The following is a 26,260-nucleotide window of genomic DNA, read 5'->3' on the forward strand; positions in this document are numbered from 1 at the left end:
CGAGACAAGCCTTTGGTACTGCAAGATGAATGATCTGGAAGGAGTTTTTGCTGCTGTGCGAGTAGTAGTCCAACGTTCCCGCGAAGCAAGTGTCACCGTGGCAGGCGAAGTGGTCGGCCGTATTGACCACGGCCTTGTGCTTTTGGTCGGGATTACGCATGAGGATACAGAGAAAGACGTAGAGTTCATTGCCGACAAGATTGCCAACCTGCGCATTTTTGAAGACAGCGAAGAAAAAATGAACCATTCGGTGCTGGATACAGGCGGTCAAATCCTGTCCGTCTCCCAGTTCACCCTGTATGGCGATTGCCGCAAAGGCAGGCGCCCCAATTTCATGGCTGCCGCCCGTCCCGAAAAGGCCGAGCCGCTGTACGATCTGCTCAATGCCAAGCTGCGGGAAAAAGGCTTGATAGTAGAAACAGGCCGATTCGGAGCGATGATGGACGTGCGTCTCGTCAACGACGGTCCCGTTACGCTGATCGTGGAAACATAAACATCAGGTCGCTTTCGTGGATGGCCCTATCCACTTGACAGAGAAAAAGGAGTCGAGACATCTCGGCTCCTTTTCGTATTTTATTAGCCGCCTCTAGTAGCAGAAAGGAACCATGGCGGACACCGTTTTTATTTTACATGGAGTGAATCCTCCATTTCGCGGATCAGAAGCTCAACAGCGTCGACAACTGCTGCTGGCCTCAAGGCCGGGATCATATGTCCGGTATCCGGCAAAACGATCAAGCGCGAATGGCTAATCTCGCGATGGAGCCGGTACGCATGCAGGTCGGGCCTAAATGGATCCTTTTCGCCGCAAACAATGACTGTCGGGGTCTGTATCCGGGAATAATGCTGTTCCATGGCGGGAATAGTTTGCGCAAATGCGAGAATATCCTCGCGATTGGCACGCAATTGACTTGGACGAGACCATAGAGCATTCGCTATTTTCTGATAGCCGTCTGGAACTTTGTCCGGCGAGAACGTAGATTGCAGCATGGTTGAGGTCAGCTTTCTCGCCAGGGGAGGCAGTACTGTATGAGCGGCCAGGCTGCCCAAAAAGGGTACGCGCAGCAGTCGGCCGAGGAACAGGTCTATCGCTCCAGCGGGATATGCTTTTCCACCATATGCGCCGGGAGCGACCAGAACCGCTCCAGCAAGCTCGCCGGGGTAGTCCAGCATGTAGGCGAGAACGAGCGAGGCGCTCCAGGAATGCCCGACCAAAATAGGCTGTTTTGCGTCCAGTTTGCGCAAGGCTTCCTTGAGCAGTCGCGCCTGTACGCGGGGGGTCGCCCATTCGGTCTTTGGCCGTTCGCTGTACCCGTATCCTGGACGATCAAAGGCAATCGCCCGGAACCCGCGGGAAGCCGCTTCGCTGACAACGTTAGAAAAATCGCGGGAAGACAAGATGCCTCCATGGAGAAAAACGATCGGGCGACCGGTTCCTTTTGAGGTGAAATGGAGCCGGATATGTTCTGCCTCTACGTATTCTCCGGCCGGCGGGAAAGCTTTCCTTGTGGTGCGGTCGAGTCTTCGGTTGTGCACATACAAACAGAGGAGCAAGAGTAAAACAAAAGTAAAAGCGGTCAGAATAAACATCAGGTTCATATGGAAGCTCATAGATGAAAACCAACCTCCTTATATGAATTCTATCTGGTGTGTTAATCACGTACTGATTGGTATGTTGATGGCATTAATGATCCCGTCTTTTTGCAAGGACGGGTTTTTCTTCTATTTGCCTTTATGCTGAATCCCTTGCCAGAGAAGTTGAGCAAGCTGTGATGTGATCGAAGGCAATTGGACACGCTTTGGATCGATAAGCAACCCGAGAAGCAGACCGTTGATCAATGATTGAAACAGAATGGCGATTGCTTGCGGGTCAACGTCATCAGCAAGCAGTTGTTCCTTCTGCCACTCTATTATCATCGCGGCAGTCCCCTCAATAATCTGGCCGTAGGCGGAACGAAGCGCATCGGCCACGAGTGGATCACGGGAAGCAGTGACGAAATCAAAAAAGAGCATGGGTGCGTGGGAATCCGGCTCGAAGCATTCGAATTGGGCTGCTAACATAGCTGCCAGACCCTTCACTGCGGCTATGCTGTTTCCGTTGCCAAACGCCATCCGACCTGTTTGCGGCAGGACTTTCAACTGTTGGCTTAACTGGTGTTCGCAAAGAGCCGCAAACAAGTCGCTTTTACTTGAGAAGTGCCAGTATACAGCGCCCTTGGTCATGCCAGCGTCTGCTGCTACCAGGTCCAGAGACGTCCCGGAAAACCCGTGCTTGGAGAATACGCGGGCTGCGGCATCCAAAATTTTCGTCCGCGTATCCGCAAGTGAAGATCCGCTGGCAGCTTGCTGCGCCTCCAGCCACTTCCTCATTTCCTGCTTGGAGCCGAAATGGCGTCGTACTGCCGTCCAATGTACGCCTGCAGCTTTCGCCACATCGGCAAAGCTGATCTTGTCGAAAGGACGTTTCTCACTCAGATGTAAAGCCGCTGCCCGTATTTGCTGACTCGATTTCATTGCTTGCACCTCAGTATAACGAAATATAATGCGGATTACATACCAAATAGTATGCGAATAGTATATGATTCCAAAAATGCAACGTCAAGCCTATAAAATAAACGAACCCTTGTCTTCACATTGGAAGACAAGGGTTTGACGGTTATCCTTCTTGTACGCTCTGCGATGAGAAGTACTGCAAAATCCCGTTAAAGAGGCCTTCTGCAGCTAAATCCTGCTGTTTCTCAGAGCGAAGCCGGAGCTCTTCATTGTAGTTGGAGAGGAAACCGATCTCCGCCAAAATCGAGGTTACAGGATTTTCTCTCAGAACGTAGTAGTTGCCGAAGCGGGACTGCAAGTCTTTGTAGGACGTCGCTTTCACGACTTCTGCTTGCACAAGGGAGGCCAGCTTGCTTGAATTCCCTTTGTTGTAATGGAAAATGATCGTTCCGTTCGTCGTTGAATTCGGATGCGTGTTGTGATGGATGCTGACAAATATGTCCGCGTTGTTCTGAATCGCCACATCAACACGCTGCTGGAGCGTCAGCTTCCGGTCGTCGCTGCGGGTCATGATCACTTTGGCCCCGGCAGCCTCCAATTTATTCCGCAATAGCAGGGCGACCTGAAGGTTCACGGTTTTTTCCAAAGTGGAGAAGCTGGAGCCGGTAGCGCCGTTGTCATTGCCGCCATGTCCCGGGTCGACAACGATCACCTTGCCGACCAGCGCGTTTGTTTTTACAACTGCCGGCGTTCCTGTCGCGGATACCAGCCAGCCGGCTACAAAGCCTGTGGAACCATCCGTGAATTTGAGCTCGAACCAGTCGCCCTCGCGCTTGATGATCGAGTATTTTTCACCCGGCTGTATCTGCTTGAGGATGGGGTGATTCGTTCCAGGGCCAGAACGGACATTCGTGTCCGGGTTGAGGACAGTGACATGCGGTCCCGGGGGAGCGGGCATGACAGGCTGTTGGACAGTTACGAGCCAGCCTGCGACCCAGCCAATTTTGCCGTCCGGCGTTTGCACCCGGTACCAGTCTTCTTTTTTCTCCAGCACCGTCAGGGTACTGCCCGCCTTCAGCGTACCGAGGACAGCGCTGGCTGTGCTCGACTCGGCCCGGAGATTTAACCCGTCGGTCTGTACGGTTGCTGTCTGCTTGGCAGGCTGCTGTGTATTCGTGCTTCCGTTGTTTGCCGGAGGCTGTACATCAGGTGGCTGCTGGTTCTGGTTGGCTGCTCCGCTGCCTGCGTTAGCCTGTCCGGTGCCAGGCTGGGTGGTTCCTTCCTCGGGAATCCACGCCTGTATGCCATCGTATGGAAACTGGATCCAGCCATTCTGCTTTTTCGTGACGGTAATGGTGTACCCGGAATGAAGCTGTCCGATGGCGGGCAATGAAAAATCCGGTGACGGGTAAATGTACGGATTGTATTCAAGCGTCAAAGAATTGCCCTGTGATCCTGCTTGTCCAGCCCCGGCAGAGCCGCCAGAATGGGCTGGCGCCGCAGGCGGATTTCCTCCGTCAGGAGTTGTGCTCGGCTGACCGGCTGGCTTTCCGGCATTGTGCTCAGTAACGAGCCAACCTGCGACCCAGCCCTTGGCGCTTGCAGACAGCTGAATTTGGACCCATTCGCCGCTGCGCTGCGTAACCGTGTATTTTTTGCCGGGATTAATCTTTTGGACGACAGAATAGTTTTGTCCCGGACCCGAGCGAACGTTTACATTGTCGGTAGTGCTCTCTACCGGTGCGGTTGATTGAGCGCCACTCTGTGGGGCCGGTTTTGTGCTTGTGCCCGACTTTGTGACCAGCCAATTGGCCACCCAACCGGTTTTCCCGTTTGGCAGACGCACATGGATCCAATCGCCCTTTTCAGAGATGACAGGCAGTACCGTTTTGATCGGCAGGGTAGTGACTACCTGATCCTGTGTGCTGGGACCGGAACGAACGTTGAGATTATCGACCGTAACCTGGATGGTTCCAGCTGCAAAGGCGGCAGTGACAGGCAAGGTAACGGCACAGGCGACAGCAAGGAGTGTCCGCAGGAGATGTTGACGAAAACGCACGAATTTGACACCCTTTCCAGTTTTATAGATGTGAAGTACCGATTTTAGTGGAATTTACCAAAAGTACTCTTTCGTCCTCTCATTCTTCTTTTCCTGCTTTTTCCGACAAACTTCTTTATAAAATACCAAATTTTTATGGTTGAAATTGCTTTCTTCATAACCGGAAACAGCATCGTCAGCGATGGCCATTTCCGTGATGACCGGGCGTCCCTTATGCTTTTTTGCACTGCGGGCCATACTAGGATACAACCAGCACGGATGAGAGAAGGAGGCACGCAGATGAGGCAGTCCAACAAGGAAGCATTTGCGCAAGAGGCAAACAGACGGTTGTTCTCCGTCGATTTTCACGACTTTCTGGAAAAGGAATCGACATTGAACGACGTGGAGATGTCCAGGGAGTTTCACATCAGCATCAGAGATGTGCAGGAGCTCAGAAGAAAGCTGCGCCGGTGAACGAAATTCCGGGTGCTTTCGCCAGGTTGACCACGCTTTTTTTGTCGGATAAGATGAAGGGGCAGACTGAAAAGCAGGTGAACCCATGATTCAGGTGAAGTGTGAAGGACATCAATTCGAGCGGGAAATCGGTTTGATTCTCGCCTTGTTTTATGAAGACCCGGAAATTGTATATGTATCGGAATGGAAAGGCTCAGACAGCCTTCGCATCCGGCTTTCCCTGGAGGAGCGTGGAGATGGCGTCTGTGCCACAGGAGAATTGCATGCAGGAGACCGGCATGAAAAGCGGATGGTGGAGCGTCCGTACACGGTCCTGGAGGAAAAGGAACAGCGGAAAATCGCCAAGCGTGCTGTCAGCTATGTTTTGCTCCAACTTCTGGAAGAACTGACGGGCATCGAGCAAGGCTGGGGCGTGCTCACCGGCATCCGGCCTACCAAGCTGATGCATAGCCTGCTTTCGTCAGGAGCGGAGCGGGAAGCCGTTCACCGCCGCTTGCAAAAGGACTACATGGTTCGGCCCCACAAGCTTTCCTTGCTTCAGGAGATCGTCGACAGGCAGTTGAAAGTCGTTCCTGATTTTTACCAGATCGACCGGGAGCTTTCTGTATACATCGGGATTCCGTTTTGCCCGACCAAGTGTGCGTACTGCACCTTTCCGGCATACGCCATCCGCAGCCATACAGCGTCAGTGAATCCTTTTCTGGAAGGGCTGCACTACGAGATCGAACGAATGGGCCAATGGCTCACGGAACGGGATATGCGGATCACCTCGATTTATTTTGGCGGAGGGACGCCGACGAGCATTACGGCAGATGACATGGATCAGTTGTTTCAGACGATGCATCGGACCTTTCCGCATATGGATGGCGTACGCGAGCTGACAGTGGAGGCAGGCAGGCCCGACACGATTACCCGTGAAAAGCTGGACGTGATGAAGCGGTGGGAGGTTGACCGCATCAGCATCAATCCGCAATCGTTCACCCAGGAAACGCTGCGGGCGATCGGACGTCATCATACGGTGGAGGAAACGATTGAGAAATACCATTTGGCGATGGAAATGGGTTTGACCAACATCAATATGGATTTGATCATCGGTTTGCCGGGTGAAGGGCTGAAGGAATGGGAGCACAGCCTGCGGGAAGTAGAAAAGCTGATGCCTACTTCCTTGACGGTTCACACCCTCTCATTCAAGCGGGCCTCCGAAATGACGCAGAACAAGGAGCGCTACCAGGTGGCCAGCCGGGAGGAAGTGAGCCGGATGATGGAGCTTGCTTCCCGTTGGACGAGGGAAAAAGGCTATCATCCCTACTACCTTTACCGCCAGAAAAACATCCTGGGCAATCTGGAAAATGTCGGCTACGCCCTTGAGGGACAGGAGAGCATCTACAACATCATGATCATGGAAGAGGCGCAGACCATCCTCGGACTCGGCTGCGGAGCCGTCTCCAAGCTGATGGCCCCCGGCAGCGGCAAGCTTGTCAGGTGGCCGAATCCAAAGGACCCGAAGACGTATAACGAGACGTACCGGACTTTGACCGAAGAGAAGCTCCGCGATCTCGACCAGGTGTACGGGGGAATGTCCACGCAAGCATCAGTGGAAAAGGCCGGAGCAGGCAAGTAAGGTGCGGCTGGTCAATTTGGCGCAGTCAAAAAAGTTTTATCCGGTGCCTGTTGACGCCTGATTCGCCGTTTGCTATGATTTGCATTAAGATTTTCAAAGGACCTTTTTTACAACGATCTAATGACGGGAACAAGTACCCAGGAAACGGATAGCCAGAGAGGAATTGCCGCGGCTGAGAGCATTTCCCTATGACGACTTGGTGAATGACATCCCCGAAGACCGCAGTGAACGAAGCGGCTTTTTGCCCTTTTTAGTAACTGGCAGGCGTAAGTCGGCGTTAACGACTGGAAAAGTGGGGCTCCGGTATGAGAAATGGAGTCCAAGCAGGGTGGCACCACGGGAGCAAAACCGATCTCTCGTCCCTGACATGTTTGCATCAAGCGGCATGTCAGAGGCGGGAGATTTTTTGTTTTGGTTTGAACTAGTTTCCGGCAGGAAGCAAAGATGGAGGGTTAACAGATGGCAAAGATTCAAATTCCTCGCGGCACGCAGGATATTATGCCAGGTACGGTTGAACTGTGGCATTACATCGAGGCCAAAGCGCGCGACTTGTGCAGACGGTTCAACTATCACGAGATCCGCACACCGCTGTTTGAAAGCACAGAGCTGTTCCAGCGCGGTGTCGGAGAAACGACGGACATCGTCGAGAAGGAAATGTACAACGTCTCCAATCCGCGCAGCGAGGACGCCTTGACGCTTCGCCCGGAGGGAACGGCTGGCGTAGTCCGCTCCTACGTGGAGAACAAGCTGTACGGCTCGCCCAATCAGCCGGTCAAGATGTACTACCTCGGGCCGATGTTCCGCCACGAGCGCCCGCAAGCTGGACGCTACCGGCAGTTCGTCCAGTTCGGAGCGGAAGCGATCGGCTCCAGCGATCCGGCGATTGACGCGGAAGTGATCGCTTTGGCGATGCGGCTCTATCAAGAGCTTGGGCTGACAGGACTGAGTGTCGAGCTCAACAGCGTGGGCACGCTGGAGGACCGGGCGAACCACCGCAAGCACCTGCTCGAACATCTGAACGGCGTGCGCGATCAGCTTTGCCCAGACTGTCAATCCCGGATTGACCGCAATCCGCTGCGTGTGCTCGACTGCAAAAACGAAACCTGCAAAACGCTGACAAAAGATGCTCCTTCTATTTTGGAGTATTTGAGCGATGAGTCTGCCGCGCATTTTGAAGCGGTCAAAGCGTACCTGACCGAGCTGGGAATCGCCTACACGGTAAACCCGCGCATGGTTCGCGGTCTCGACTACTACACCCAGACTGCCTTCGAGATCAAAATGGCAGAAATCGGTGCCGTAGAAACGCTCTGCGGCGGCGGACGCTACAACGGGCTGGTGGCAGAGCTCGGCGGCGACGACATGCCGGGAATCGGCTTTGCCCTCAGTATCGAGCGGCTTCTGCTCGCTCTCGAGAAGCAGGGGGTCCAACTGCCGGTGTCCGTCGGCATCGACTGCTTCGTGGCGATTCAGACGCCGGATGCGAAGTCGGCAGCCTTCCGCCTCGTCGACCGTCTGCGCAGCGCAGGTGTGGCGGCTGAGCTGGACTATCTCGACCGCAAGATGAAAGCGCAGTTGAAACAAGCGGACCGGCTGGCTGCGAGATTTACCGTCATTATTGGCGAGTCCGAGCTGGCCAGCGGAACAGCGGTTCTGAAAGAAATGGCCACTGGGGAGCAGCAGGAGATCAAGCTGGCTGAGCTGCCGGCTGTCATCGCAAGCCGCTTGGGATAAATACAAGATCGACATCAGAAAAATGAGTGGAGGAAATCAAAAATGAGTTGGCAATATCGTACCGTGCAATGTGGAGAGGTTGGACTTGAACAGGTAGGACAGGAAGTCATCCTGAACGGATGGGTGCAAAAGCGTCGCGACCTCGGCGGCGTTATCTTTATCGACTTCCGCGACAGAACAGGTATCCTCCAGATCGTTTTTAATCCGGAGCACAACAAGAACGCATGGGAAGTGGCAGACAAAGTACGCAGCGAGTACGTGCTGGCTGTAAAGGGGACCGTCGTCAAGCGCGCACCGGAGGCTGTCAATCCGAAGCTGAAAACGGGCGAAGTCGAAGTGATCGTGAGCGAAATCATCATCCTGAACGACGCCAAAACGCCTCCATTCCAAATCGAGGATGACATCGACGTAGATGAGCAGGTCCGCCTGAAATACCGTTACCTGGACCTTCGCCGACCGGAAATGCAGCGCTCCCTGATTCTCCGCAGCAAGGCAGCCAAAGCATTCCGCGATTTCCTCGACGAGAAGGGCTTTGTCGAAGTAGAAACACCGATGCTGACCAAGAGCACGCCGGAAGGAGCGCGTGAGTATCTGGTGCCGTCCCGCGTGCATCCAGGCGAATTCTTCGTGCTTCCGCAATCTCCGCAGTTGTTCAAGCAATTGCTGATGGTATCCGGCATGGAGCGCTACTACCAGATCGCCCGCTGCTTCCGTGACGAAGACTTGCGTGCGGACCGCCAGCCTGAATTCACCCAGGTGGACATCGAGACCTCGTTCCTGTCTATGGAAGAGCTGCTGCCGATGATGGAAGAAATGATTGCCCATGTATTCAAAACGACGATCGGCGTAGACGTGCCGAGACCATTCCCGCGTCTGACGTATGCGGAGGCGATGGCCCGTTACGGTTCCGACAAACCGGACGTACGCTTCGGCATGGAGCTGACCGATGTGTCCGACCTCGTCGCAACCAGCGATTTCAAAGTGTTTGCCAGCGTCGTCTCTGGCGGTGGCCAGGTAAAGGCGATCAACGCGAAAGGCTGCGGACATTACTCCCGCAAAGAAGCGGATGATCTCGGCAAGTTCGCGTCCCGCTACGGTGCAAAAGGCCTGGCGTGGATGGGCTTCAAGGACGGCGAAGTCAAAGGGCCGATCGCCAAGTTCTTTGGCGAAGCAGAAATCAACAGCCTGAAAGAACGACTGGCCGTAGAAGAGGGAGACCTGCTCCTGTTTGTGGCCGACAAGCCGAAAGTCGTGGCCGATGCCTTGGGCGCGCTTCGCTCCAAGCTGGGTGCCGAGCTTGGCCTGATCGACCACAGCCAGTTCGCCTTCCTCTGGGTCGTCGACTTCCCGCTGGTCGAGTGGGATGAGGAATCGCAGCGCTATCTGGCTCTGCACCATCCGTTCACCCGTCCAAAAGACGAAGATTTGCACCTGTTGGAAAGCGATCCTGGCCAAGTCCGGGCGCAGGCCTACGACATGGTGCTCAACGGCTACGAGCTGGGCGGCGGTTCGATGCGGATTTACAAGCGCGACGTACAGGAAAAAATGTTCCGTACACTCGGCCTGACCGAAGAAGAAGCAAAACAAAAGTTCGGCTTCCTGCTTGACGCATTCGACTTCGGTACGCCTCCTCACGGCGGGATCGCACTCGGTCTGGACCGCTTGATCATGCTGCTGGCCGGCCGCAGCAACCTGCGTGAAGTGATCGCGTTCCCGAAAACAGCGAGCGCAAGCGATCTGATGGTAGATGCGCCAGGTCCGGTGGACGACAAGCAGCTGGCTGAGCTGAACATCATGACGACGGTAAAAGACGAAGAAGCCGAATAAGCGGGCTTGCACAGTCGCATGAGCGTTTGATACATTGGTAATACTGATAAATAGCCCTGCGATGTACGTGACTTCCGATAGTTTTGAGCCACAAAGTCTTTTTAGGGAGTTTTTCGTCCGCAATCGCGAGGACATGCCTCCATCGAGTGGACGTCCGGGACGGTTGGGCAAGACACCCACCTGCGATGAGCAGGTTCAAAACTGTAGGAGCAGCACGGCATTTTGGGGCTCCTTTTTTGTCTGACATTCCTACTTTTCCGATTGCATATCGTTTATGCTCCTTCCAGTCGATAAACGGATTGGATTTGTTCCTCAAGAATTGTCATGCTTTGATCAGAAAGGTTGACGGTGGATGCTTCATCAATTTTCTCGTTGCGAATTGGCCTTCGGTCCCGAAGGTTTGGAAAAAATGAAAAACAGCACAGTAGCGGTACTCGGTGTAGGGGGTGTCGGTTCCTTCACGGTCGAAGCTTTGGCCCGCACCGGCGTAGGCAAGCTGGTACTGGTGGACAAGGACGTCGTCGACATTACCAATATCAATCGCCAAATTCATGCTACGCTCAATACGATCGGTCAAAAGAAAGCCGAACTGATGAAAGAGCGGATTGCCGCCATCAACCCGGCTTGCGAGGTTGTCACGCTGAACATGTTTTACAATGCGGAAACGGCCGATCAGCTGTTTGCCCATGAGCTTGATTACATCGTCGATGCGATGGATACGATGTCGGCCAAGCTGCACCTGATACTGGAAGCGAAACGACGCAACATTCCGATCATCTCCAGCATGGGAGCGGCCAACAAAATGGACCCGACAAAGTTTGAAGTGGCCGATATTTCCCAGACCAGCTACGATCCGATTGCCAAGGTAATCCGCCGCGAACTGAGAAAAAGCGGCATTTACAAGGGTGTAAAAGTGGTGTACTCCAAGGAGATCCCGGTGACCATACGCACCGATGTCCGCGAACAGATCGTAACCGATCCGAATTCGCCGATCAGCAAAGTGCGTCAGCCCCCGGCCAGCAATGCATTTGTCCCTTCCGTAGCAGGACTTATTCTAGCGAGTGTTGTCGTCCGCGATCTGTTGGACTGGCAGCCGGCAAAAGGGTAGAGCGACATGGATCTGTTTTCATTTGCCCATGAAGCAAACGACAAGGGACAAAGCAAGCCGCTTGCTGCCCGGATGCGACCGCAGACGATCCGCGATGTGATCGGCCAGGAACATATTCTTGGAGAAGGGAAGCTGTTGCGCCGGGCGATTGAGGCTGACCAGGTTTCTTCGCTGATTTTTTACGGGCCGCCGGGAACAGGCAAAACGACCTTGGCCAAGGTGATTGCCCGCACGACACGGACGCATTTTGCCGAGCTGAATGCCGTAACGGCAGGGGTGGCTGACATTCGCAAAGTCGTCGACGAGGCGAAGGAACGGCTGGTTATGGGCGGCCAGCGGACAACGCTGTTCGTGGATGAGATCCATCGCTTCAATAAATCGCAGCAGGATGCCTTGCTTCCGTATGTGGAGGAGGGCACCATTACGCTAATTGGAGCGACGACGGAGAATCCGTTTTTCGAGGTAAATCCGGCACTGCTTTCGCGGTCGCAAATTTTCCAACTCCAGCCATTGACGCATGAACACCTTGAACAGGTGATACAGCGGGCTTTGACAGATGAAGAGAACGGCTTGGCGGAGCTGTATGTGGAGGTTGAGCCGGAGGCGAGGGATCACTTGATCCAATACGCCGAGGGCGATGCGCGCAGACTGCTCAACGCGCTGGAGCTGGCTGCAACGACAACGCCTCCCGGACCGGACGGACGCATCGTCATCACGCTCGATGTGGCCGTGGAGTCGATCCAGCGGCGTGCTGTTCGTTACGACAAAAGCGGTGACAACCATTACGACACGGCTTCTGCTTTCATCAAATCCATCCGCGGCTCTGATCCGGACGCGGCCCTGTATTGGCTTGCCCGGATGATCGACGCTGGGGAAGACCCGCGGTTTATCGCCCGCCGCCTGATTATATCGGCTTCCGAAGACATCGGAAATGCCGATCCGCAAGCAATTACCGTGGCCGTATCCTGTTTCCAGGCGCTGGAGCTGGTCGGCATGCCGGAGGGACGGATTCCTTTGGCCCAAGCGACGACCTATCTGGCGACAGCTCCAAAGAGCAATGCGGCGTACAACGGGATTAATCAGGCGCTAGAGACGATTCGGACAGACGGCCACAAGCCGGTTCCGATCCATCTGCGCGACTCCGCATACAAAGGGGCTTCCCGCCTCGGGCATGGAAAAGGATATTTGTATCCGCACAACTACCCTGGCGGCTATGTTGAGCAGCAATATTTGCCGGACGGGGTGGACTATGCATTTTACCGGCCGAAGCCGATCGGCTACGAACAGGAAATCGGCCGCCTGCAAAATGAGCGAAACAAGGTAACAGACGATTCGCAAAGCTGATATCGTATAAAAAACTCCCCCAAGGTACGGGGGAGCATCGCTTAGGTTCGCACATTTCCGCCCGGTTTGTTGGGCAGATCGCCGTTTTCATTTGGCTGCTTGCTCTGTTCGCTGGCGCCAAAACGAGCTTTGTGGGCAATGGTACCGGCCGGCTGGTCGTAAAGCGTATCGGAGGGATGGTTGCGCCCTCTCTCCGAGCGTTTGTTCGTTGCCATCGTGCATTCACCCCCTGGAAGCTAGTGTGTCCCCGACGAGCCGAGAAATGTAAGAGACGGGGAAACTGGTTTGCGGGGAATACTGCAGATAGAGGAGAGTTGTTACTGTGAAAATATCTACGAAAGGACGTTACGGCCTCACGATCATGATGGAGCTGGCCAACCGCTTTGGAGAGGGGCCGGTTTCGCTGAGAAGTATCGCCCAGCGCCACGATTTGTCTGAGCATTATCTGGAGCAGCTCGTCGCGCCGCTGCGCAACGCAGGATTGGTAAAAAGCATTCGCGGAGCGTACGGCGGCTACGTCTTGGCGAAACAGCCCGAGGAAATCTCTGCGGGAGACATCATCCGCGTTTTGGAGGGACCGATCAGCCCGGTCGAGTTTGCCGAGGAGGAAGACCCGGCCAAGCGCTACCTCTGGCTGCGTATCCGCGACAGCATTTCCGCAGTACTCGATTCCACATCCTTGCAGGATTTGATCAGTTATAAGGATGAAGGCCATTCTGACGGCTACATGTTCTATATATAGAAGGTGACATTAGTGCGAGAGCGAATCTATCTGGACCACGCTGCCACGACACCGGTACATCCCCGTGTGGTGGAAGCGATGCATCCATTTTTGACAGAAGTGTACGGAAATCCCTCGAGTGTCCACGGCTTTGGACGTGAAGCGAGACAAGCTCTGGAAGGAGCCCGCGATACGATCGCACGCTTCCTCGATGCCGATCCGCAGACCCTGGTCTTTACGAGCGGCGGCACGGAAGCGGACAATATGGCGATCATTGGCGGAGCGATGGCCCAGCGCGAGCGTGGCCGCCACGTGATCACGTCCAGCATCGAACACCATGCCGTTCTGCATGCTTGCGAGCATCTGGAACAGCTCGGCTTTGAAGTAACGTATCTCCCTGCGGACAAAACGGGCTTGATCAGCACAGACGAGCTGAAAAAAGCAGTACGGCCGGATACAATCCTCGTATCGATCATGTACGGCAACAATGAGGTCGGAACGATTCAGCCGATCGAAGAAATGGGAAGCTATCTACGCGAGCGCGAAATCGTTTTTCACACGGATGCCGTGCAGGCCGTGGGCGTTTTGCCGATCAGCGTCAGCAAGCTGCCTGTCGACATGCTGTCTGTTTCCGCCCATAAAATCAATGGCCCCAAAGGAGTCGGGGCGCTGTTCTTGGGACGCAAGGTGCCGTTTACCCCTTACCTGCACGGCGGCTCGCAGGAGCGCAAACGCAGGGCGGGTACGGAAAATCTGGCGAGTATCATCGGATTTGCCGAAGCGGCCAGGATCGCGCAGGAGGAAATGGAGGAGCGCGTAGCCAAGTACCGGCAGATGCGCACCACAATGCTCCAGTGCTGGCAGCAGGAAGGCATCTCTTTTGAGGTAAACGGGCATCCGGAAAAACACCTCCCGCATATTCTGAACGTAAGCTTTCCCGGTGTCCATACCGAAACGATGCTGATGAACCTCGATCTGGAGGGAGTGGCAGCCGCGAGCGGCTCCGCCTGTACGTCCGGCTCGCTGGAGCTGTCGCATGTGCTCGAAGCGATGTGCCTGGATGACCCTGTAGCCCAATCGGCGATTCGGTTCAGCTTCGGAATCACCAATACGGTTGAGGAAGCAGAGCGGGCTGCCCGGAAGGTGGCCCAGATCGTACATCGGCTGAAACGGTAACCGTTTACGAACGAGTGTGGCTCAACTGAAACGAAGAGTTGAACAGACGATAAAAACCAACGGTGCGTGTATCCGTTGGTTTTTTGCATGCTCTCTTGAGTTTCTTTTCATTTACAGGACAGACCAAAGAACAACAAGACCGATGCCGGCAGTGTACATCAGCGCTTCCCGCAGCTTTCCATGCTGCCGCCGCAGGAGGAGAAGCAGCGTAGCTTCTCCCAGAAAACTGAGAAGCCAACCCAGGAGATAGACAAAAAGAGTCGGAATGCTGCTGACCATCACGGAAAACAGCCCAAGGCCGATCAGCCATTTGCATTGTCAATATCCGGCAAATGATTTCATTGTTTCTCTTCTTCACCAAATTGTGGATGGATTGGCAGCGGACAAACATGTAGAATAGGGCACTAGAACTGCTTTTCATGCCATGTTTCCGCCTGACACCCAAGAGGTTGCCGCCGCTTCCGAGCAGCAGACGGCCACGACAGAGGAAATGAAAGCAGCTGCGGAGAAATTGGCTCAAATGGCGGAGCGGTTGTCAGAACAAGTAAATCGTTTTACAATCTAAACATCAGTATCGGCAGACCGTTTTGTCGACCCGTTGACGAACGGTTCCTGAATTGCGTAGACCCCGCCCGCGATGCTCCTGCTGCGGGTGGGTTTCTTTTCTGTATCAGCAGGTGTAAAACCAGTATGTCTTTCGAGGGGGCGCTATGATGTCGCAGGAAACACTCCCTTTGTTTGCTGAACCATTCGTTCGCGGCTATGTGGAACAAGAAATTTTTTACAATGAAGAAACGTGGTATGGAGTTATTCGTCTTAAAGTAGAGGAGACCTCGGAAGCGATCAAGGAGAATGACGTCGTTGTCGTGGGAAACTTCCCCCGTCCTCATCCGGAAGAGCTGTACACATTTTACGGAGAATGGAAAACACACCCCCGGTTTGGGCAGCAATTCGCGGCTTCCCGTTATGAGCGCGAAACGCCGAAAACGGTGGCTGGCGTAGAAAAGTATCTGGCCAGTGGCCTGTTCCAGGGAATTGGCAAAAAGATGGCCAAACGAATCGTAGAGCATCTGGGAGTCGACGCGTTGTCGATTATCGCTGACCGTCCCGAGTCGTTGGCGGAGGTGCCTGGGATATCGGAAGCACGTGCCAAGCAGATTTATGAATCGGTGATGGAACATCGTTCTTTGGAACAGGCTATGGTGTTTTTGTACGAGTTCGGGATCGGAGTGCAGCTCGCATTGCGCATCTACCAGACATACAAGCTGGAGACCTTGAAGGTGCTTTCGGAGGAGCCGTACCGGCTGATCGAGGATGTGCAGGGGATCGGTTTCAAACGTGCGGACGAGATCGCTCGTTCAACCGGGATCGCGGCGTCCTCGGAGGAGCGGGTCCAGGCAGCAGCTATTTTTACGCTGCAGGAAGCTTCTTATGCCGAAGGCCACGTTTTTCTCCCGATCGAAGAGCTGTGTGAAAAAACGCTGCGCTTGCTTCATGAGTGCGGCGGACATGCCTTTACGCCGGAAGAGGTCAGACTGGCGATTGAAGCGCTGTTTGTCGCCTCCAAAGTGATGTGGGACGAGGAGCGGGTTTACTTGCCAAGCCTCTTTTTTGCCGAGGTCGGCTTGGCCAAGCGGCTTCGTTTTTTTGCCGACCGCGATGACTTTGCTTCCTTTCCGGTGTCTGAGCTGTACCAGGCCATGGGTGCAGTCGAAGAAGAGCTGGATATTACGTATGCACAGACGCAGCGGGATGCGATCGAACAGGCGATCACTTCTGGCTTGATGCTGCTGACAGGTGGGCCGGGTACAGGGAAGACTACTGTCATCCGGGGGATATGTCGTGTATTTGCACATCTGCATGGAATTTCCTTCGATCTGAAAAAATATGACGAAAGCAATCCTTTTCCCATCCTGCTGGCCGCGCCTACGGGCAGAGCGGCAAAGAGAATGGCGGAGACGACCGGGCTGCCCGCCATGACGCTTCACCGGCTGCTTGGCTGGAAAGGCGACAGCTTTGAACATGATGCCGAACACCAGATCCGTGGAAAGCTGTTGATCGTAGATGAGATGTCGATGGTGGACATTTGGCTTGCGAATCAATTGTTCAGAGCGCTGCCAAGCGACATGCAAATCATCATGGTTGGCGATCCGGACCAGCTTCCGTCTGTCGGCCCGGGGAACGTTTTGCAGGACATGATTCGTTCCGGGCTATTGCCGCGCGTACAGCTTACGGAGATTTATCGGCAAGCGGAAGAATCGTCGATTATTCGCCTCGCCCATGATGTGCGGAAAGGAATTGTCCCGTCCGATCTGCTGGATTCCTCCCCTGATCGCAGATTTTTCACAAGTTCGCCACAAGATGTAAACGAAGCTGTGAAACAAATTTGCTCGGGAGCCGTAAAGAAAGGATATACAGCAAAAGATGTACAAGTCCTCGCGCCCATGTACAAAGGAAATGCGGGTGTAAACCGGTTGAATGAAGAGCTCCAGGAGCTGTTTAATCCAAAGACCGGCCAAAAACGGGAAGTGACGTTTGGCGACACCGTATTTCGGACGGGGGACAAAGTGCTTCAACTTGTAAACAACGCCGAAGAACACGTGTTCAACGGTGATATGGGTGAGATTGTCGCCATTTTTTACCCAAATGAAAACGCAGAGAATGAAGAAATGATCGTCGTCTCCTTTGATGGCCGTGAAGTGATGTACAAGCGGTCTGCATACCATCAGCTGACGCTGGCCTACTGCTGCTCCGTTCATAAGTCGCAAGGCAGCGAGTTTCCAATCGTCGTCATGCCATTTGTAAAAAATTACCACAGGATGCTGCGACGGAAGCTGGTGTATACAGGAATAACGCGCAGTAAATCATTTCTCATCATGTGTGGAGAGCCGGAAGCGTTTCGTATCGCCGTCCAGACAGACGAAGAGGGCGTACGATACAGCTACCTGGAGGAACGCCTGAAACAAGGATGATGTTGGAACCTGTTTTGTCGCTGTATGGAACGATTCCATCCGCCCGATACTAAAGAGGCGGAAGGGGGAAATCCCATTATGCGCAAGGCATTGGATGTAGTGGGCATGCCGGTCGTCTGCCTGGATACAGGCGAAGAGATCGGTGTTATCCGTGACATTCTCTTTGACTCCGACAATTGGCAGGTCGCAGGAGTCTTGCTGAGCGAACAGGGCTGGCTGCAATCCGGCACCTATATTCCCCTGGGCCGCATTCATGCGGTAGGAGAGTCCTGTCTCACTGTTTCGGGCAAAGACGCAATTACCTCCTTGGATCAACTGGCCGCTTCGGAACCCACAGGTGTCCTGACAGGGAAGCTGAAACTGAAGGGGAAATCCGTGATTTCCGCTTCGGGGAACTTGCTCGGGCGATTGGAAGATGTTTACTTCTCTGCGGACTGGGAGAAAATTGTAGGGTACGAATTATCGAACGGTTGGCTGGCGGACGTTACTGAAGGACGTAAACGCCTGTCCGTTCCTCCGTCCGTCATTATTGGGGAAGAAAACCTGATCGTGCCGGATTAAGGTTCGCAGCCAGGCGTGAAAGGGAGGAAAAGATAGATGCGTGTGATTTGCCCGAACTGCAGTTCCAAAGACATAGGCAAAATTGGTACCAATCAATACTATTGCTGGAACTGCTTTATTGAAATGAGCGTAGCCAATGAGCAGATCGCTTCCGTTTACCAGGTGGAAGAAGACGGCTCACTGCATTCGCTCAATGATCTGTTTATCGAAGAACAGATCGTACCGACTCAGTTAAGCATGTAGACATCCAAAACCGGAGGTGTGTCGCGAATGATTGCTCGAAACCTGCTTGGCATTATAGCTGCAGGCGGCATCGTGGCTGCTGTCGGATATATGATGGCTCCGCGCCGCCGCAAACGTTTTGCGTTGAACATCAATCGTTGGCCGGTCTCCATGCGGGATGTAAGAAAAATGATGAAAACAAGCCAGAAGCTGATGCGAGTTTTTGCTCGTTAGCATGCTAGGCAAGCTATCAGCCGGACGCGATCAAGGTGCGTCCGGTTTTTTTGCATACACATAATGGAATGAAGATTATTTTAAAAGTATTGGTAAAATAACGATTAGTCCCATATAATGGCTACGCCAGTGCTTATGCTTCGTAAATTTTATAATTGAGCAGTTTTCTCTTCAAAAATCTATACCCATTTATCGATAGATGGATGAGACGGGGAGCGGGACGAATTTTGCCGCCAGCCGGAACAGAAGATGATCTGTCAGAATGCGTTGAGGAGGAAAAGATGGACACTGTAAACGAACAGATCCGCAAGCACTACCACACTTTGACCAACCAGCAAAAATTGGTTGCCAAGCTTATCCTGGACGAGCCAAAGCAAGTCGCGCTCCATCCGGCAAGGGTAATCGGCTCGCTTACGGGAACGAGCGAAACCACTGTCATCCGCCTTTGTTATACATTAGGCTACTCCGGATATACCGCTTTGCAAAATGAGATTCGCGAGTTGATGCTGCTTTCGGGCAAACAAGACAAGCTGTTGGAGCAGTACTCAACAGACGTGGCAGGAGAGACTGATCTGGTCGCCTACCATATGGAGCAGGACATCGCCTATATTCGAAAGACTATGAACGCCTTGGATCCGGGGCAGTTTCAGCGAGCGGTGGAGCTGATTGTGAAAGCGAAAAAGCTGATTGTCGTCGGGTTCCGCAGCTCACACGGACCCGCTACCTGGCTTGCTTCCACGCTAAACGTGGTAAAGGGAAACACATACCTGTATCGAGGGCAGATTGATGATGCCAATTACTTGATCACGGAAGTGGATGCCAAAAGTCTGGTGATTGCTTTTTCATTCCCCCGCTATACGTCAGAGACGATCATTTTTTCCACGGCAGCCAAGGACAAGGGAGCAAAAATACTGGCGATTACCGACGATGAGCTGTCTCCGATCGGACCGATTGCTGATGTGCTGATCAAAGCAAGCACTCCTTCGCCTACAGCGTTAAAAGGAATGGCTACGATTTTTTCTTTGTTGAACGTATTGGTCAGCGGCGTTGTCCAGGCAGACCGGAACAACGTACAGCGGCGAATCAAGCAGTACGACGAGAGCATCCAGCAGTTTTATCCGTTTTTTGAGACTTCATAGATGATGAAAATGAAGACTGAGGGCAAGTAAACGACGGGATATGACCAAACAAAGAAGGCTTCGCCAACTGGCGAAGCCTGTTTCTTGTTTACGATTGTTCGGCCATCCGTTTTTGCGCCTGATTTTTCATCCGGCCAATCAGCAGGACGCCAACAACGATTACGGCAATCAATGCCCATTTCAGGATCGGGTATTCGACAAAGAAGCCCTTCAGGAATGGCTCGCCTGTAATCATGCTTCCCGCAGTGTAGGCAAGTACGGCTGATCCGATGTAAATCACGGCAGGGTAGCGGTCCATGACCTTCAGCACGAGTGTGCTGCCCCAGACCATGACGGGAACACTGATGATCAAGCCCAGTACCACCAACAGAAAGCTTCCGTGTGCTGCCCCGGCAACTGCAATCACATTGTCCAGTCCCATGACAGCGTCAGCGACGACAATCGTCCAAATGGCCGCACCCAGGCTGGAGCCTGCTTTGACTGTTTCATGTCCTCCGTCTTGTACAAGCAGCTTCATGGCGATCCAGATCAGCATCAAACCGCCGACGAGCAAAAGACCCGGAATTTGTAACAGCCAGACCACAGCCAGAGTCGCCGCTGCCCGAATGACAACCGCCCCGACGGTTCCCCAGATGATCGCTTTCTTTTGCTGATGGGCAGGCAAATTGCGAGCAGCCATCCCGATAACGATAGCGTTATCTCCCGCCAGCACAAGATCGATGACAATGATGGCAAGCAGCGCAGACCAGAATGCAGGTGTAAACAACATCTCCATGTTTCTCCAACCTCCTTTTTTGTGGATGTCTCTAAAGGCCGCTGCTCCAAATCTGCTTGACACTTTTTATGTAGTCTGTGTCACGATGAGGAAAACAAAACGACCTTTACCCTAACAGGCAAAGGTCGAAAAAAACAGAAAAGACCCTTACCTAATCAGGCAAAGGTCTTGCTTACAACGAACGTGACGTTGCCAACAAAGCCGGGGAAAAAATTCCCGTAATGACGACTTTGCTGCGAAAAAGCTACTCCCCTTTGGAGAATATCCATTTGTGTTTATATCGTACACCTGCTACTCAAGATGTGTCAATAAGCAACTGTCACCCATGTACATGTTTTTTTCAAATTGACACATGCTAATCCATACGAAATTTGCGTAGAGGAGGTCACAGCCGTGGAAGGACTTCGCAACAGCCGCCTGTTTGCCGCTGCGATTTGGCTGATCGTACTGCTGATCATCGGCAACTTGCTCTGGCTGCTGCGCCCTGTGATTAGCGCCTGGTACCATCTGCTGACAGAAATTCTCCTGCCTTTTATCGTAGGGCTGTTGATCGCTTATTTGCTGCATCCTATCGTCCAGTTGCTGGAGAGGCGCAGGGTACCGAGGCTGATGGCAGTGCTGTTGATCTATGCTTCGTTCGTACTGATCATCGCTATCGCAGTCGTCAACGCCATCCCCATTTTTACGACGCAGTTGATCGAGCTCTCCGACGATATTCCCAGACTGACCGAATGGTATCACAAATGGATGAGTGAATGGGAGTCGCACAAATACTTTTTGCCGGACAGCATTTCACATGGCGTGGACCGGGTCATCATCCAGTCACAGGAGAAAATGTCCCACTCGATTACGCAGTTTGTGAACAACGCCCGCAATACGCTCGGAAAGCTGCTTGCCTATGCGGTCGTGCCGTTTATCGCTTTTTATTTGTTGAAGGACATGAAAGATCTTCACCGGACGGGAATCGCGATCATACCGGCCCGCTACCGCAAACAGGTGCTTGCCGTATTGCGAGATGTCAACGAGTCATTGGGGAATTACATACACGGTCAGATGATCGTCGCGCTCATCGTGGGACTGTGCGCGTATATCGGGTACTGGATTATCGGAATGCCGTATCCGTTCGTGCTGGCCTCTTTCGTCTGCCTGACCAACGTCATTCCCTATATCGGCCCGATCATCGGCGCAGCCCCTGCCGTCGTCGTTTCGCTGACCATATCGTTCAAGATGACCTTGCTGGTCTTGGCCGTAAATGGGGTCATCCAGATTCTGGAGGGAAATATTCTTTCGCCCAATGTCGTCGGCCGCTCCCTGCAATTGCATCCGCTGCTTATCATCCTCGCACTACTAACCGGGGAGGCAATCGGCGGGATTATCGGCTTGATCGTGGCTGTCCCGGTCTTGGCAGTCTGCAAGGTGGTCATAAGCCGGATCGCTCTGATCATGCATGAAAGTTGACAGCAATCGGTAAAAAAATTTATAATACGGACAATGAAGAGTAACGGGGATAACCCCGCAGATCGATGAAGGAACGAGTACGTTGCAGCCCTTCTACAGAGAGGACACTCCGCAGGTTGAGAGAGTGGCCAGAAGAAGAGCGACGGAAGGCTACTCCCAAGACCGGGAAAAAACCGGCGGCCAGGCACCGTTACGGCCTTAATCGAGCGACAGGCATGGATGCGCAGAATCACGATGCCTGTAAGCAGGGTGGTACCGCGAGACAAGTTCTCGTCCCTGAGGGGATGGGGACTTTTTTATTTTCATACTTCATCATAATAGGAGGGCAGTTTTTATGAAGAAGCTGACAGGTAATCAAATTCGCAAAATGTTTCTTGATTTTTTCGTGCAAAAGGGCCATCGCATCGAACCGAGTGCGCCCCTGGTGCCGGTGGACGATCCATCCCTGCTTTGGATCAACAGCGGCGTAGCCACACTCAAAAAATATTTTGACGGCCGCATCATTCCTGAGAATCCACGCATCACCAACGCGCAAAAATCGATTCGCACCAACGACATCGAAAACGTAGGACGCACTGCGCGCCACCATACCTTCTTTGAAATGATGGGGAACTTCTCCATCGGCGATTACTTCAAGGAAGAATCGATTCACTGGGCATGGGAGTTCCTCACAAGCAAGGAATGGATCGGCTTTGATCCGGAGAAGCTCTCCGTCACCATTCACCCGGAGGACGAGGAAGCGTACGAAATCTGGCACAAGCAGATCGGCATTCCTGCAGAGCGGATTATCCGGCTGGAAGGAAACTTCTGGGATATCGGGGAAGGCCCGAGTGGTCCCAACACAGAGATTTTCTACGATCGGGGCGAGCGCTTCGGCAATGACCCGAATGATCCGGAGCTGTACCCGGGCGGCGAAAACGAGCGCTACCTGGAGGTGTGGAACCTCGTATTCTCCCAGTTCAACCACAATCCGGACGGCACCTACACGCCACTGCCGAAGAAAAACATCGATACCGGCATGGGCCTGGAGCGGATGGCTTCGATCATTCAGGAAGTGGACAACAACTACGAGACAGACCTGCTGTTCCCGCTGATTGAAGCAGCCAGCCGCATTTCCGGCGTAGCCTATAAACAAGACCCTGAACTGGATGTGGCCCTGAAAGTTATCGCCGACCATTCGCGTACGGTCACATTCGCTATCGGCGACGGAGCCCTGCCGTCCAACGAGGGCCGCGGCTATGTCATCCGCCGCTTGCTTCGCCGTGCAGTACGGATGGGCAAAAAGCTGGGCATCGAGCAGCCGTTCCTGTACCGCCTGACGGAAACAGTCGGCAGCATGATGGGCGAGTTTTATCCGGAAGTGGTGGAGAAGCGCGCTTTCATCGAAAAAGTTATTCGCGCCGAGGAAGAGCGTTTCCACGAAACCTTGAACGATGGACTTGCTATCTTGTCCGAGATGGTAAAAGCCGCGAAAGCAGAAGGCAAAAGCCAGCTTTCCGGGCCTGAAGTGTTCAAGATGTACGATACGTATGGCTTCCCGGTCGACCTCACCGAAGATTTCGCGGGTGAGCAAGGTCTGTCCGTGGACCGCGACGGCTTTGAACAAGCGATGGAGGAACAGCGCCAGCGCGCCCGCGATGCCCGTCAGGACGTGGACAGCATGCAGATCCAGGGAGGTCCGCTTTCCGATTTGACGGTTACGAGCGAATTTGTTGGGTATACTGAATTGGTAGCGACTGGTAAAGTCGAAGCGATTGTGTCAGCAAATCAATTGGTTGATCAAGCGGAGGAAGGACAAACAGTTCAGGTCATCCTGAGTCGCACTCCTTTCTATGCGGAAAGCGGCGGTCAGGTCAACGATGAAGGCGAACTCATCTCCGACAGCGTCAAAGCACGAGTCAGCGACGTGCAAAAAGGGCCGATGGGTCAAAACATCCATACGGTGACGGTGGAAGCGGGCACACTTCGCGTTGGTGACGAGGTCCGGGCCGAGGTAAACCGTGAAGCCCGTCTCGACATCACGAAGAACCATACTGCTACTCACCTGCTCCATCAGGCGCTGAAAGACGTATTGGGAACGCATGTCAATCAGGCAGGCTCGCTGGTGGCTCCGGAACGGCTTCGTTTCGACTTTACACACATCAGCGCGATCACCCCTGAGGAGCTCGAGCAGATCGAAAAGATCGTCAACGAAAAAGTTTGGGCCAATCTGGCTGTCGAGATTTCGAATCGCTCGTTGACCGAAGCGAAGGCAATGGGTGCAATGGCCTTGTTCGGCGAAAAATACGGCGATATCGTTCGTGTCGTCAAAGTGGGCGAGTACAGCCTTGAGCTGTGCGGCGGATGCCATGTTGCCAACACGGCAGAGATCGGTCTGTTCAAGATTTTGAGCGAAAGCGGCATCGGAGCGGGTACGCGCCGGATCGAAGCGGTGACCGGACGCGGCGCTTACCAATTCCTGAACGAACAGCTCGGCATTTTGAAGGAAGTGGCGCAAACACTGAAGGCCCCGCTGCTGGCAGAAGCACCTGCCCGTGTAGAGAGTCTCCAGCAGCAACTCAAGGACGTACAACGCGAAAATGAATCCCTCCGCGCCAAGCTTGGAAACATCGAAGCGGCTTCCTTGACCGACAAGCTCCAGCAGGTAAACGGCGTGCAGGTGCTGGCGGCACGTGTATCTGCATCCGATATGGATAACCTGCGCGGTATGGTCGATGAGCTGAAAAACAAGCTCGGGTCAGCCGTAATCGTGCTCGGTTCCGTCGATGGAGAAAAGGTCAACCTCGTTACAGGGGTGACCAAGGACCTGATGGATCAAGGCTTGCATGCCGGCAAAATTATTAAAGAAGTAGCGACTCGTTGCGGTGGCGGCGGCGGCGGACGTCCAGATATGGCCCAGGCTGGCGGCAAAGACCCGTCCAAGCTGCAGGAAGCGCTTGAGTTGGTATATGAGCTGGTAAAAGGACAGTTGGCGGCGAAGTAATACCGCCTCTGTCCGTCAACTTTCGCCAACTTTTGTGGAAAAGTGCAGAAACAACAAGGAAATGAGTGTGTTCGAAGCGAAGTACACAAGGAATGGCAAAGCAACCAGCGGAAGAGTCTCAATGAATCGAGGTGTTGATCGTGAGTTCGATGGATAAAACCATGAAGTTCACGGTGCCCAAAGAGAATAAGTCAGAGGAAGTGCGGGAAACCTTGACGGAGGTGTATCAGGCCCTGCAGGAAAAGGGGTACAACCCGATTACACAGATTGTCGGCTACCTGCTGTCCGGAGACCCGGCTTTCATCCCCCGCCACAACAATGCTAGAAGTTTGATCGGAAAAATTGAGCGTGACCGGATTATCGAAGAGCTGGTAACCGTTTATTTGGTCGATCGGGATAAGTAATCATCCCTGTTGCCAAAAGGTGGTCGGCAAAAACGCAACACCCCGTTGTACCGCGGTATTCGCATATCCCGTGTGTCGTACAATTGGCTTCGCCCACATGCGGGCGAAGCCGGAGTTATCTAATCAGAACAGCGTAAGTAGGCGAGTCGGATGAAACGGATTATGGGTTTGGATGTCGGGGACAAAACGATCGGGGTCGCCGTCAGTGATGAGCTGGGCTGGACGGCCCAAGGCGTGGAAACGATCAGACGGCAGTCAAGAGAGAAGGACTTTGCCCGCCTCGATGAGTGGATCGCCCAGTATGACGTGGGTGAAATCGTCGTAGGTTTGCCAAAGAACATGAATGGCACCATTGGCCCGCGAGGCGAGATTTGCCAAGCTTTTGCCAGCAAGCTCGAAGCACATACGTCTTTGCCCGTCCACCTGTGGGATGAGCGTCTGACGACCATGGCCGCTGAGCGCATGCTGATTTCCGCCGATGTCAGCCGGCAAAAAAGAAAAAAAGTAATCGACAAAATGGCGGCCGTATTAATCCTGCAGGGTTATTTGGACGCGAAATCGAGGTGACGAGCATGAGTGAAGAGTTGTTTGAGGAGTTTGAAGTAGGCGATGTGATTGCGCTGACCGAGGAAGGAAGCGACGATCCTCGCGATTTCCGCATTATGTATATCTTTGACATCGAGGATCGTTCGTATCTGGTCCTGGTCCCTGTCGATCAAGAGGAAGAAGAAGAGTACGAGGTTCACTTCCTCCGCTACGAAGGCACGGATATGCTCCAGCCGATCGAAGACGACGAAGAGTGGGAGCAGGTAGAAGCGACATTCGAGACCCTGATCACCGATCTGGAGAAGGAAGATCTGTAGGAAATCTGAAAAGCTCCAGGAGAGAAGACGAGAGGGATAATTTCCCTCTCGTTTTTTTATGAAGCGTGCCCAGCAAGCCGTTAATTGCTAGTTGGTGAAAGTCCAACCGAGGCAGGAGC

25 protein-coding genes, 1 other RNA gene and 1 other annotated feature are annotated in these 26,260 nt (G+C 53.5%); of the genes, 20 read left to right on the top strand and 6 right to left on the bottom strand.

Translation table 11 applies throughout. The annotated features are described in order from the left end of the window. Positions 1-55 precede the first annotated feature (55 nt). Entirely contained in the window at positions 56-493 is a 438-nt protein-coding gene (gene dtd / locus EDM54_RS10490) for a D-aminoacyl-tRNA deacylase (protein WP_003387566.1), read from the top strand. Positions 494-621: 128 nt separating this feature from the next. Here dtd and EDM54_RS10495 read toward each other — a convergent pair whose 3' ends face one another. The 3 genes from EDM54_RS10495 to EDM54_RS10505 form a co-directional block, all read right to left on the bottom strand. Continuing rightward, a complete protein-coding gene (locus tag EDM54_RS10495; RefSeq protein WP_003387565.1) occupies positions 622-1,608 on the bottom strand; it encodes an alpha/beta fold hydrolase in 987 nt (328 codons plus the stop codon). A gap of 111 nt (positions 1,609-1,719) precedes the next feature. Next, positions 1,720-2,511 carry a TetR/AcrR family transcriptional regulator gene (locus tag EDM54_RS10500; protein ID WP_122958164.1) on the bottom strand — a complete coding sequence of 264 codons (792 nt, stop codon included), beginning with the start codon at positions 2,509-2,511 and terminating at the stop codon, positions 1,720-1,722. A gap of 142 nt (positions 2,512-2,653) precedes the next feature. Further along, complete coding sequence (locus EDM54_RS10505) at positions 2,654-4,549, bottom strand: N-acetylmuramoyl-L-alanine amidase family protein (RefSeq protein WP_122958165.1); 1,896 nt, start codon at positions 4,547-4,549, stop codon at positions 2,654-2,656. Between the two features lie 279 nt (positions 4,550-4,828). Between EDM54_RS10505 and EDM54_RS26440 the strand changes: the two genes are divergently transcribed. From EDM54_RS26440 to EDM54_RS10540, 7 genes are all read left to right on the top strand, one after another. Further along, positions 4,829-5,002, top strand: coding sequence for a hypothetical protein (locus EDM54_RS26440; protein ID WP_003387560.1), 174 nt, complete (start codon positions 4,829-4,831; stop codon positions 5,000-5,002). Positions 5,003-5,087: 85 nt separating this feature from the next. After that, complete coding sequence (locus EDM54_RS10515) at positions 5,088-6,623, top strand: coproporphyrinogen III oxidase (RefSeq protein WP_024983960.1); 1,536 nt, start codon at positions 5,088-5,090, stop codon at positions 6,621-6,623. Between the two features lie 111 nt (positions 6,624-6,734). Beyond that, positions 6,735-6,990: a binding site (T-box leader), on the top strand. Between the two features lie 92 nt (positions 6,991-7,082). After that, entirely contained in the window at positions 7,083-8,354 is a 1,272-nt protein-coding gene (gene hisS, locus EDM54_RS10520; RefSeq protein ID WP_122958166.1) for a histidine--tRNA ligase, read from the top strand. Positions 8,355-8,396: 42 nt separating this feature from the next. Further along, positions 8,397-10,181, top strand: a complete 1,785-nt coding sequence (gene aspS, locus EDM54_RS10525) for an aspartate--tRNA ligase (RefSeq protein WP_031932378.1) — start codon at positions 8,397-8,399, stop codon at positions 10,179-10,181. Positions 10,182-10,231: 50 nt separating this feature from the next. After that, a non-coding RNA gene (gene ssrS / locus EDM54_RS10530) (6S RNA) lies at positions 10,232-10,414 on the top strand. 119 nt (positions 10,415-10,533) lie between these two features. Next, complete coding sequence (locus EDM54_RS10535; RefSeq protein WP_003387554.1) at positions 10,534-11,289, top strand: tRNA threonylcarbamoyladenosine dehydratase; 756 nt, start codon at positions 10,534-10,536, stop codon at positions 11,287-11,289. Positions 11,290-11,295: 6 nt separating this feature from the next. Beyond that, positions 11,296-12,633, top strand: coding sequence for an AAA family ATPase (locus EDM54_RS10540; RefSeq protein ID WP_024983959.1), 1,338 nt, complete (start codon positions 11,296-11,298; stop codon positions 12,631-12,633). A gap of 41 nt (positions 12,634-12,674) precedes the next feature. On the opposite strand, the gene EDM54_RS26445 is transcribed toward EDM54_RS10540, so the two are convergent. Continuing rightward, a complete protein-coding gene (locus EDM54_RS26445) occupies positions 12,675-12,848 on the bottom strand; it encodes a hypothetical protein (RefSeq protein WP_170208318.1) in 174 nt (57 codons plus the stop codon). A gap of 107 nt (positions 12,849-12,955) precedes the next feature. Between EDM54_RS26445 and cymR the strand changes: the two genes are divergently transcribed. Both cymR and EDM54_RS10550 read left to right on the top strand, forming a co-directional pair. Further along, positions 12,956-13,375, top strand: a complete 420-nt coding sequence (gene cymR / locus EDM54_RS10545; protein ID WP_003387550.1) for a cysteine metabolism transcriptional regulator CymR — start codon at positions 12,956-12,958, stop codon at positions 13,373-13,375. A gap of 12 nt (positions 13,376-13,387) precedes the next feature. After that, positions 13,388-14,530: a cysteine desulfurase family protein gene (locus EDM54_RS10550; protein WP_024983958.1), complete on the top strand. Its 1,143-nt coding sequence runs from the start codon at positions 13,388-13,390 to the stop codon at positions 14,528-14,530. 111 nt (positions 14,531-14,641) lie between these two features. Here EDM54_RS10550 and EDM54_RS26450 read toward each other — a convergent pair whose 3' ends face one another. Next, on the bottom strand, positions 14,642-14,812 hold the full coding sequence (locus EDM54_RS26450) for a hypothetical protein (RefSeq protein WP_155807972.1): 171 nt from the start codon (positions 14,810-14,812) through the stop codon (positions 14,642-14,644). Positions 14,813-15,243: 431 nt separating this feature from the next. On the opposite strand from EDM54_RS26450, the gene recD2 reads away from it, so the two are divergent. From recD2 to EDM54_RS10575, 5 genes are all read left to right on the top strand, one after another. Beyond that, complete coding sequence (recD2, locus tag EDM54_RS10555; RefSeq protein WP_003387547.1) at positions 15,244-17,502, top strand: SF1B family DNA helicase RecD2; 2,259 nt, start codon at positions 15,244-15,246, stop codon at positions 17,500-17,502. Between the two features lie 78 nt (positions 17,503-17,580). Next, entirely contained in the window at positions 17,581-18,063 is a 483-nt protein-coding gene (locus EDM54_RS10560) for a PRC-barrel domain-containing protein (protein WP_003387546.1), read from the top strand. A gap of 36 nt (positions 18,064-18,099) precedes the next feature. Beyond that, positions 18,100-18,306 carry a YrzR-like zinc ribbon domain gene (locus tag EDM54_RS10565; RefSeq protein WP_003387545.1) on the top strand — a complete coding sequence of 69 codons (207 nt, stop codon included), beginning with the start codon at positions 18,100-18,102 and terminating at the stop codon, positions 18,304-18,306. A gap of 27 nt (positions 18,307-18,333) precedes the next feature. Continuing rightward, positions 18,334-18,519, top strand: coding sequence for a hypothetical protein (locus tag EDM54_RS10570; protein WP_003387544.1), 186 nt, complete (start codon positions 18,334-18,336; stop codon positions 18,517-18,519). Between the two features lie 281 nt (positions 18,520-18,800). After that, positions 18,801-19,658 carry a MurR/RpiR family transcriptional regulator gene (locus EDM54_RS10575; RefSeq protein ID WP_122958167.1) on the top strand — a complete coding sequence of 286 codons (858 nt, stop codon included), beginning with the start codon at positions 18,801-18,803 and terminating at the stop codon, positions 19,656-19,658. Between the two features lie 88 nt (positions 19,659-19,746). Here the strand turns inward: EDM54_RS10575 and EDM54_RS10580 are convergent, their stop codons facing one another. Next, on the bottom strand, positions 19,747-20,433 hold the full coding sequence (locus EDM54_RS10580; RefSeq protein WP_003387542.1) for a TerC family protein: 687 nt from the start codon (positions 20,431-20,433) through the stop codon (positions 19,747-19,749). 393 nt (positions 20,434-20,826) lie between these two features. On the opposite strand from EDM54_RS10580, the gene EDM54_RS10585 reads away from it, so the two are divergent. The 5 genes from EDM54_RS10585 (at position 20,827) to EDM54_RS10605 (ending at position 26,141) form a co-directional block, all read left to right on the top strand. Then, positions 20,827-21,891 carry an AI-2E family transporter gene (locus EDM54_RS10585; protein WP_003387540.1) on the top strand — a complete coding sequence of 355 codons (1,065 nt, stop codon included), beginning with the start codon at positions 20,827-20,829 and terminating at the stop codon, positions 21,889-21,891. A 334-nt stretch (positions 21,892-22,225) separates the two neighbouring features. Further along, complete coding sequence (alaS, locus tag EDM54_RS10590; RefSeq protein WP_003387536.1) at positions 22,226-24,874, top strand: alanine--tRNA ligase; 2,649 nt, start codon at positions 22,226-22,228, stop codon at positions 24,872-24,874. A 140-nt stretch (positions 24,875-25,014) separates the two neighbouring features. Continuing rightward, on the top strand, positions 25,015-25,278 hold the full coding sequence (locus EDM54_RS10595; RefSeq protein ID WP_003387534.1) for an IreB family regulatory phosphoprotein: 264 nt from the start codon (positions 25,015-25,017) through the stop codon (positions 25,276-25,278). A gap of 150 nt (positions 25,279-25,428) precedes the next feature. After that, on the top strand, positions 25,429-25,845 hold the full coding sequence (gene ruvX / locus EDM54_RS10600) for a Holliday junction resolvase RuvX (RefSeq protein WP_024984956.1): 417 nt from the start codon (positions 25,429-25,431) through the stop codon (positions 25,843-25,845). A gap of 5 nt (positions 25,846-25,850) precedes the next feature. Then, entirely contained in the window at positions 25,851-26,141 is a 291-nt protein-coding gene (locus tag EDM54_RS10605; protein WP_003387530.1) for a DUF1292 domain-containing protein, read from the top strand. Positions 26,142-26,260 lie beyond the last annotated feature (119 nt).

This window comes from Brevibacillus borstelensis (genome assembly GCF_003710865.1).
GTDB lineage: Bacteria > Bacillota > Bacilli > Brevibacillales > Brevibacillaceae > Brevibacillus > Brevibacillus borstelensis.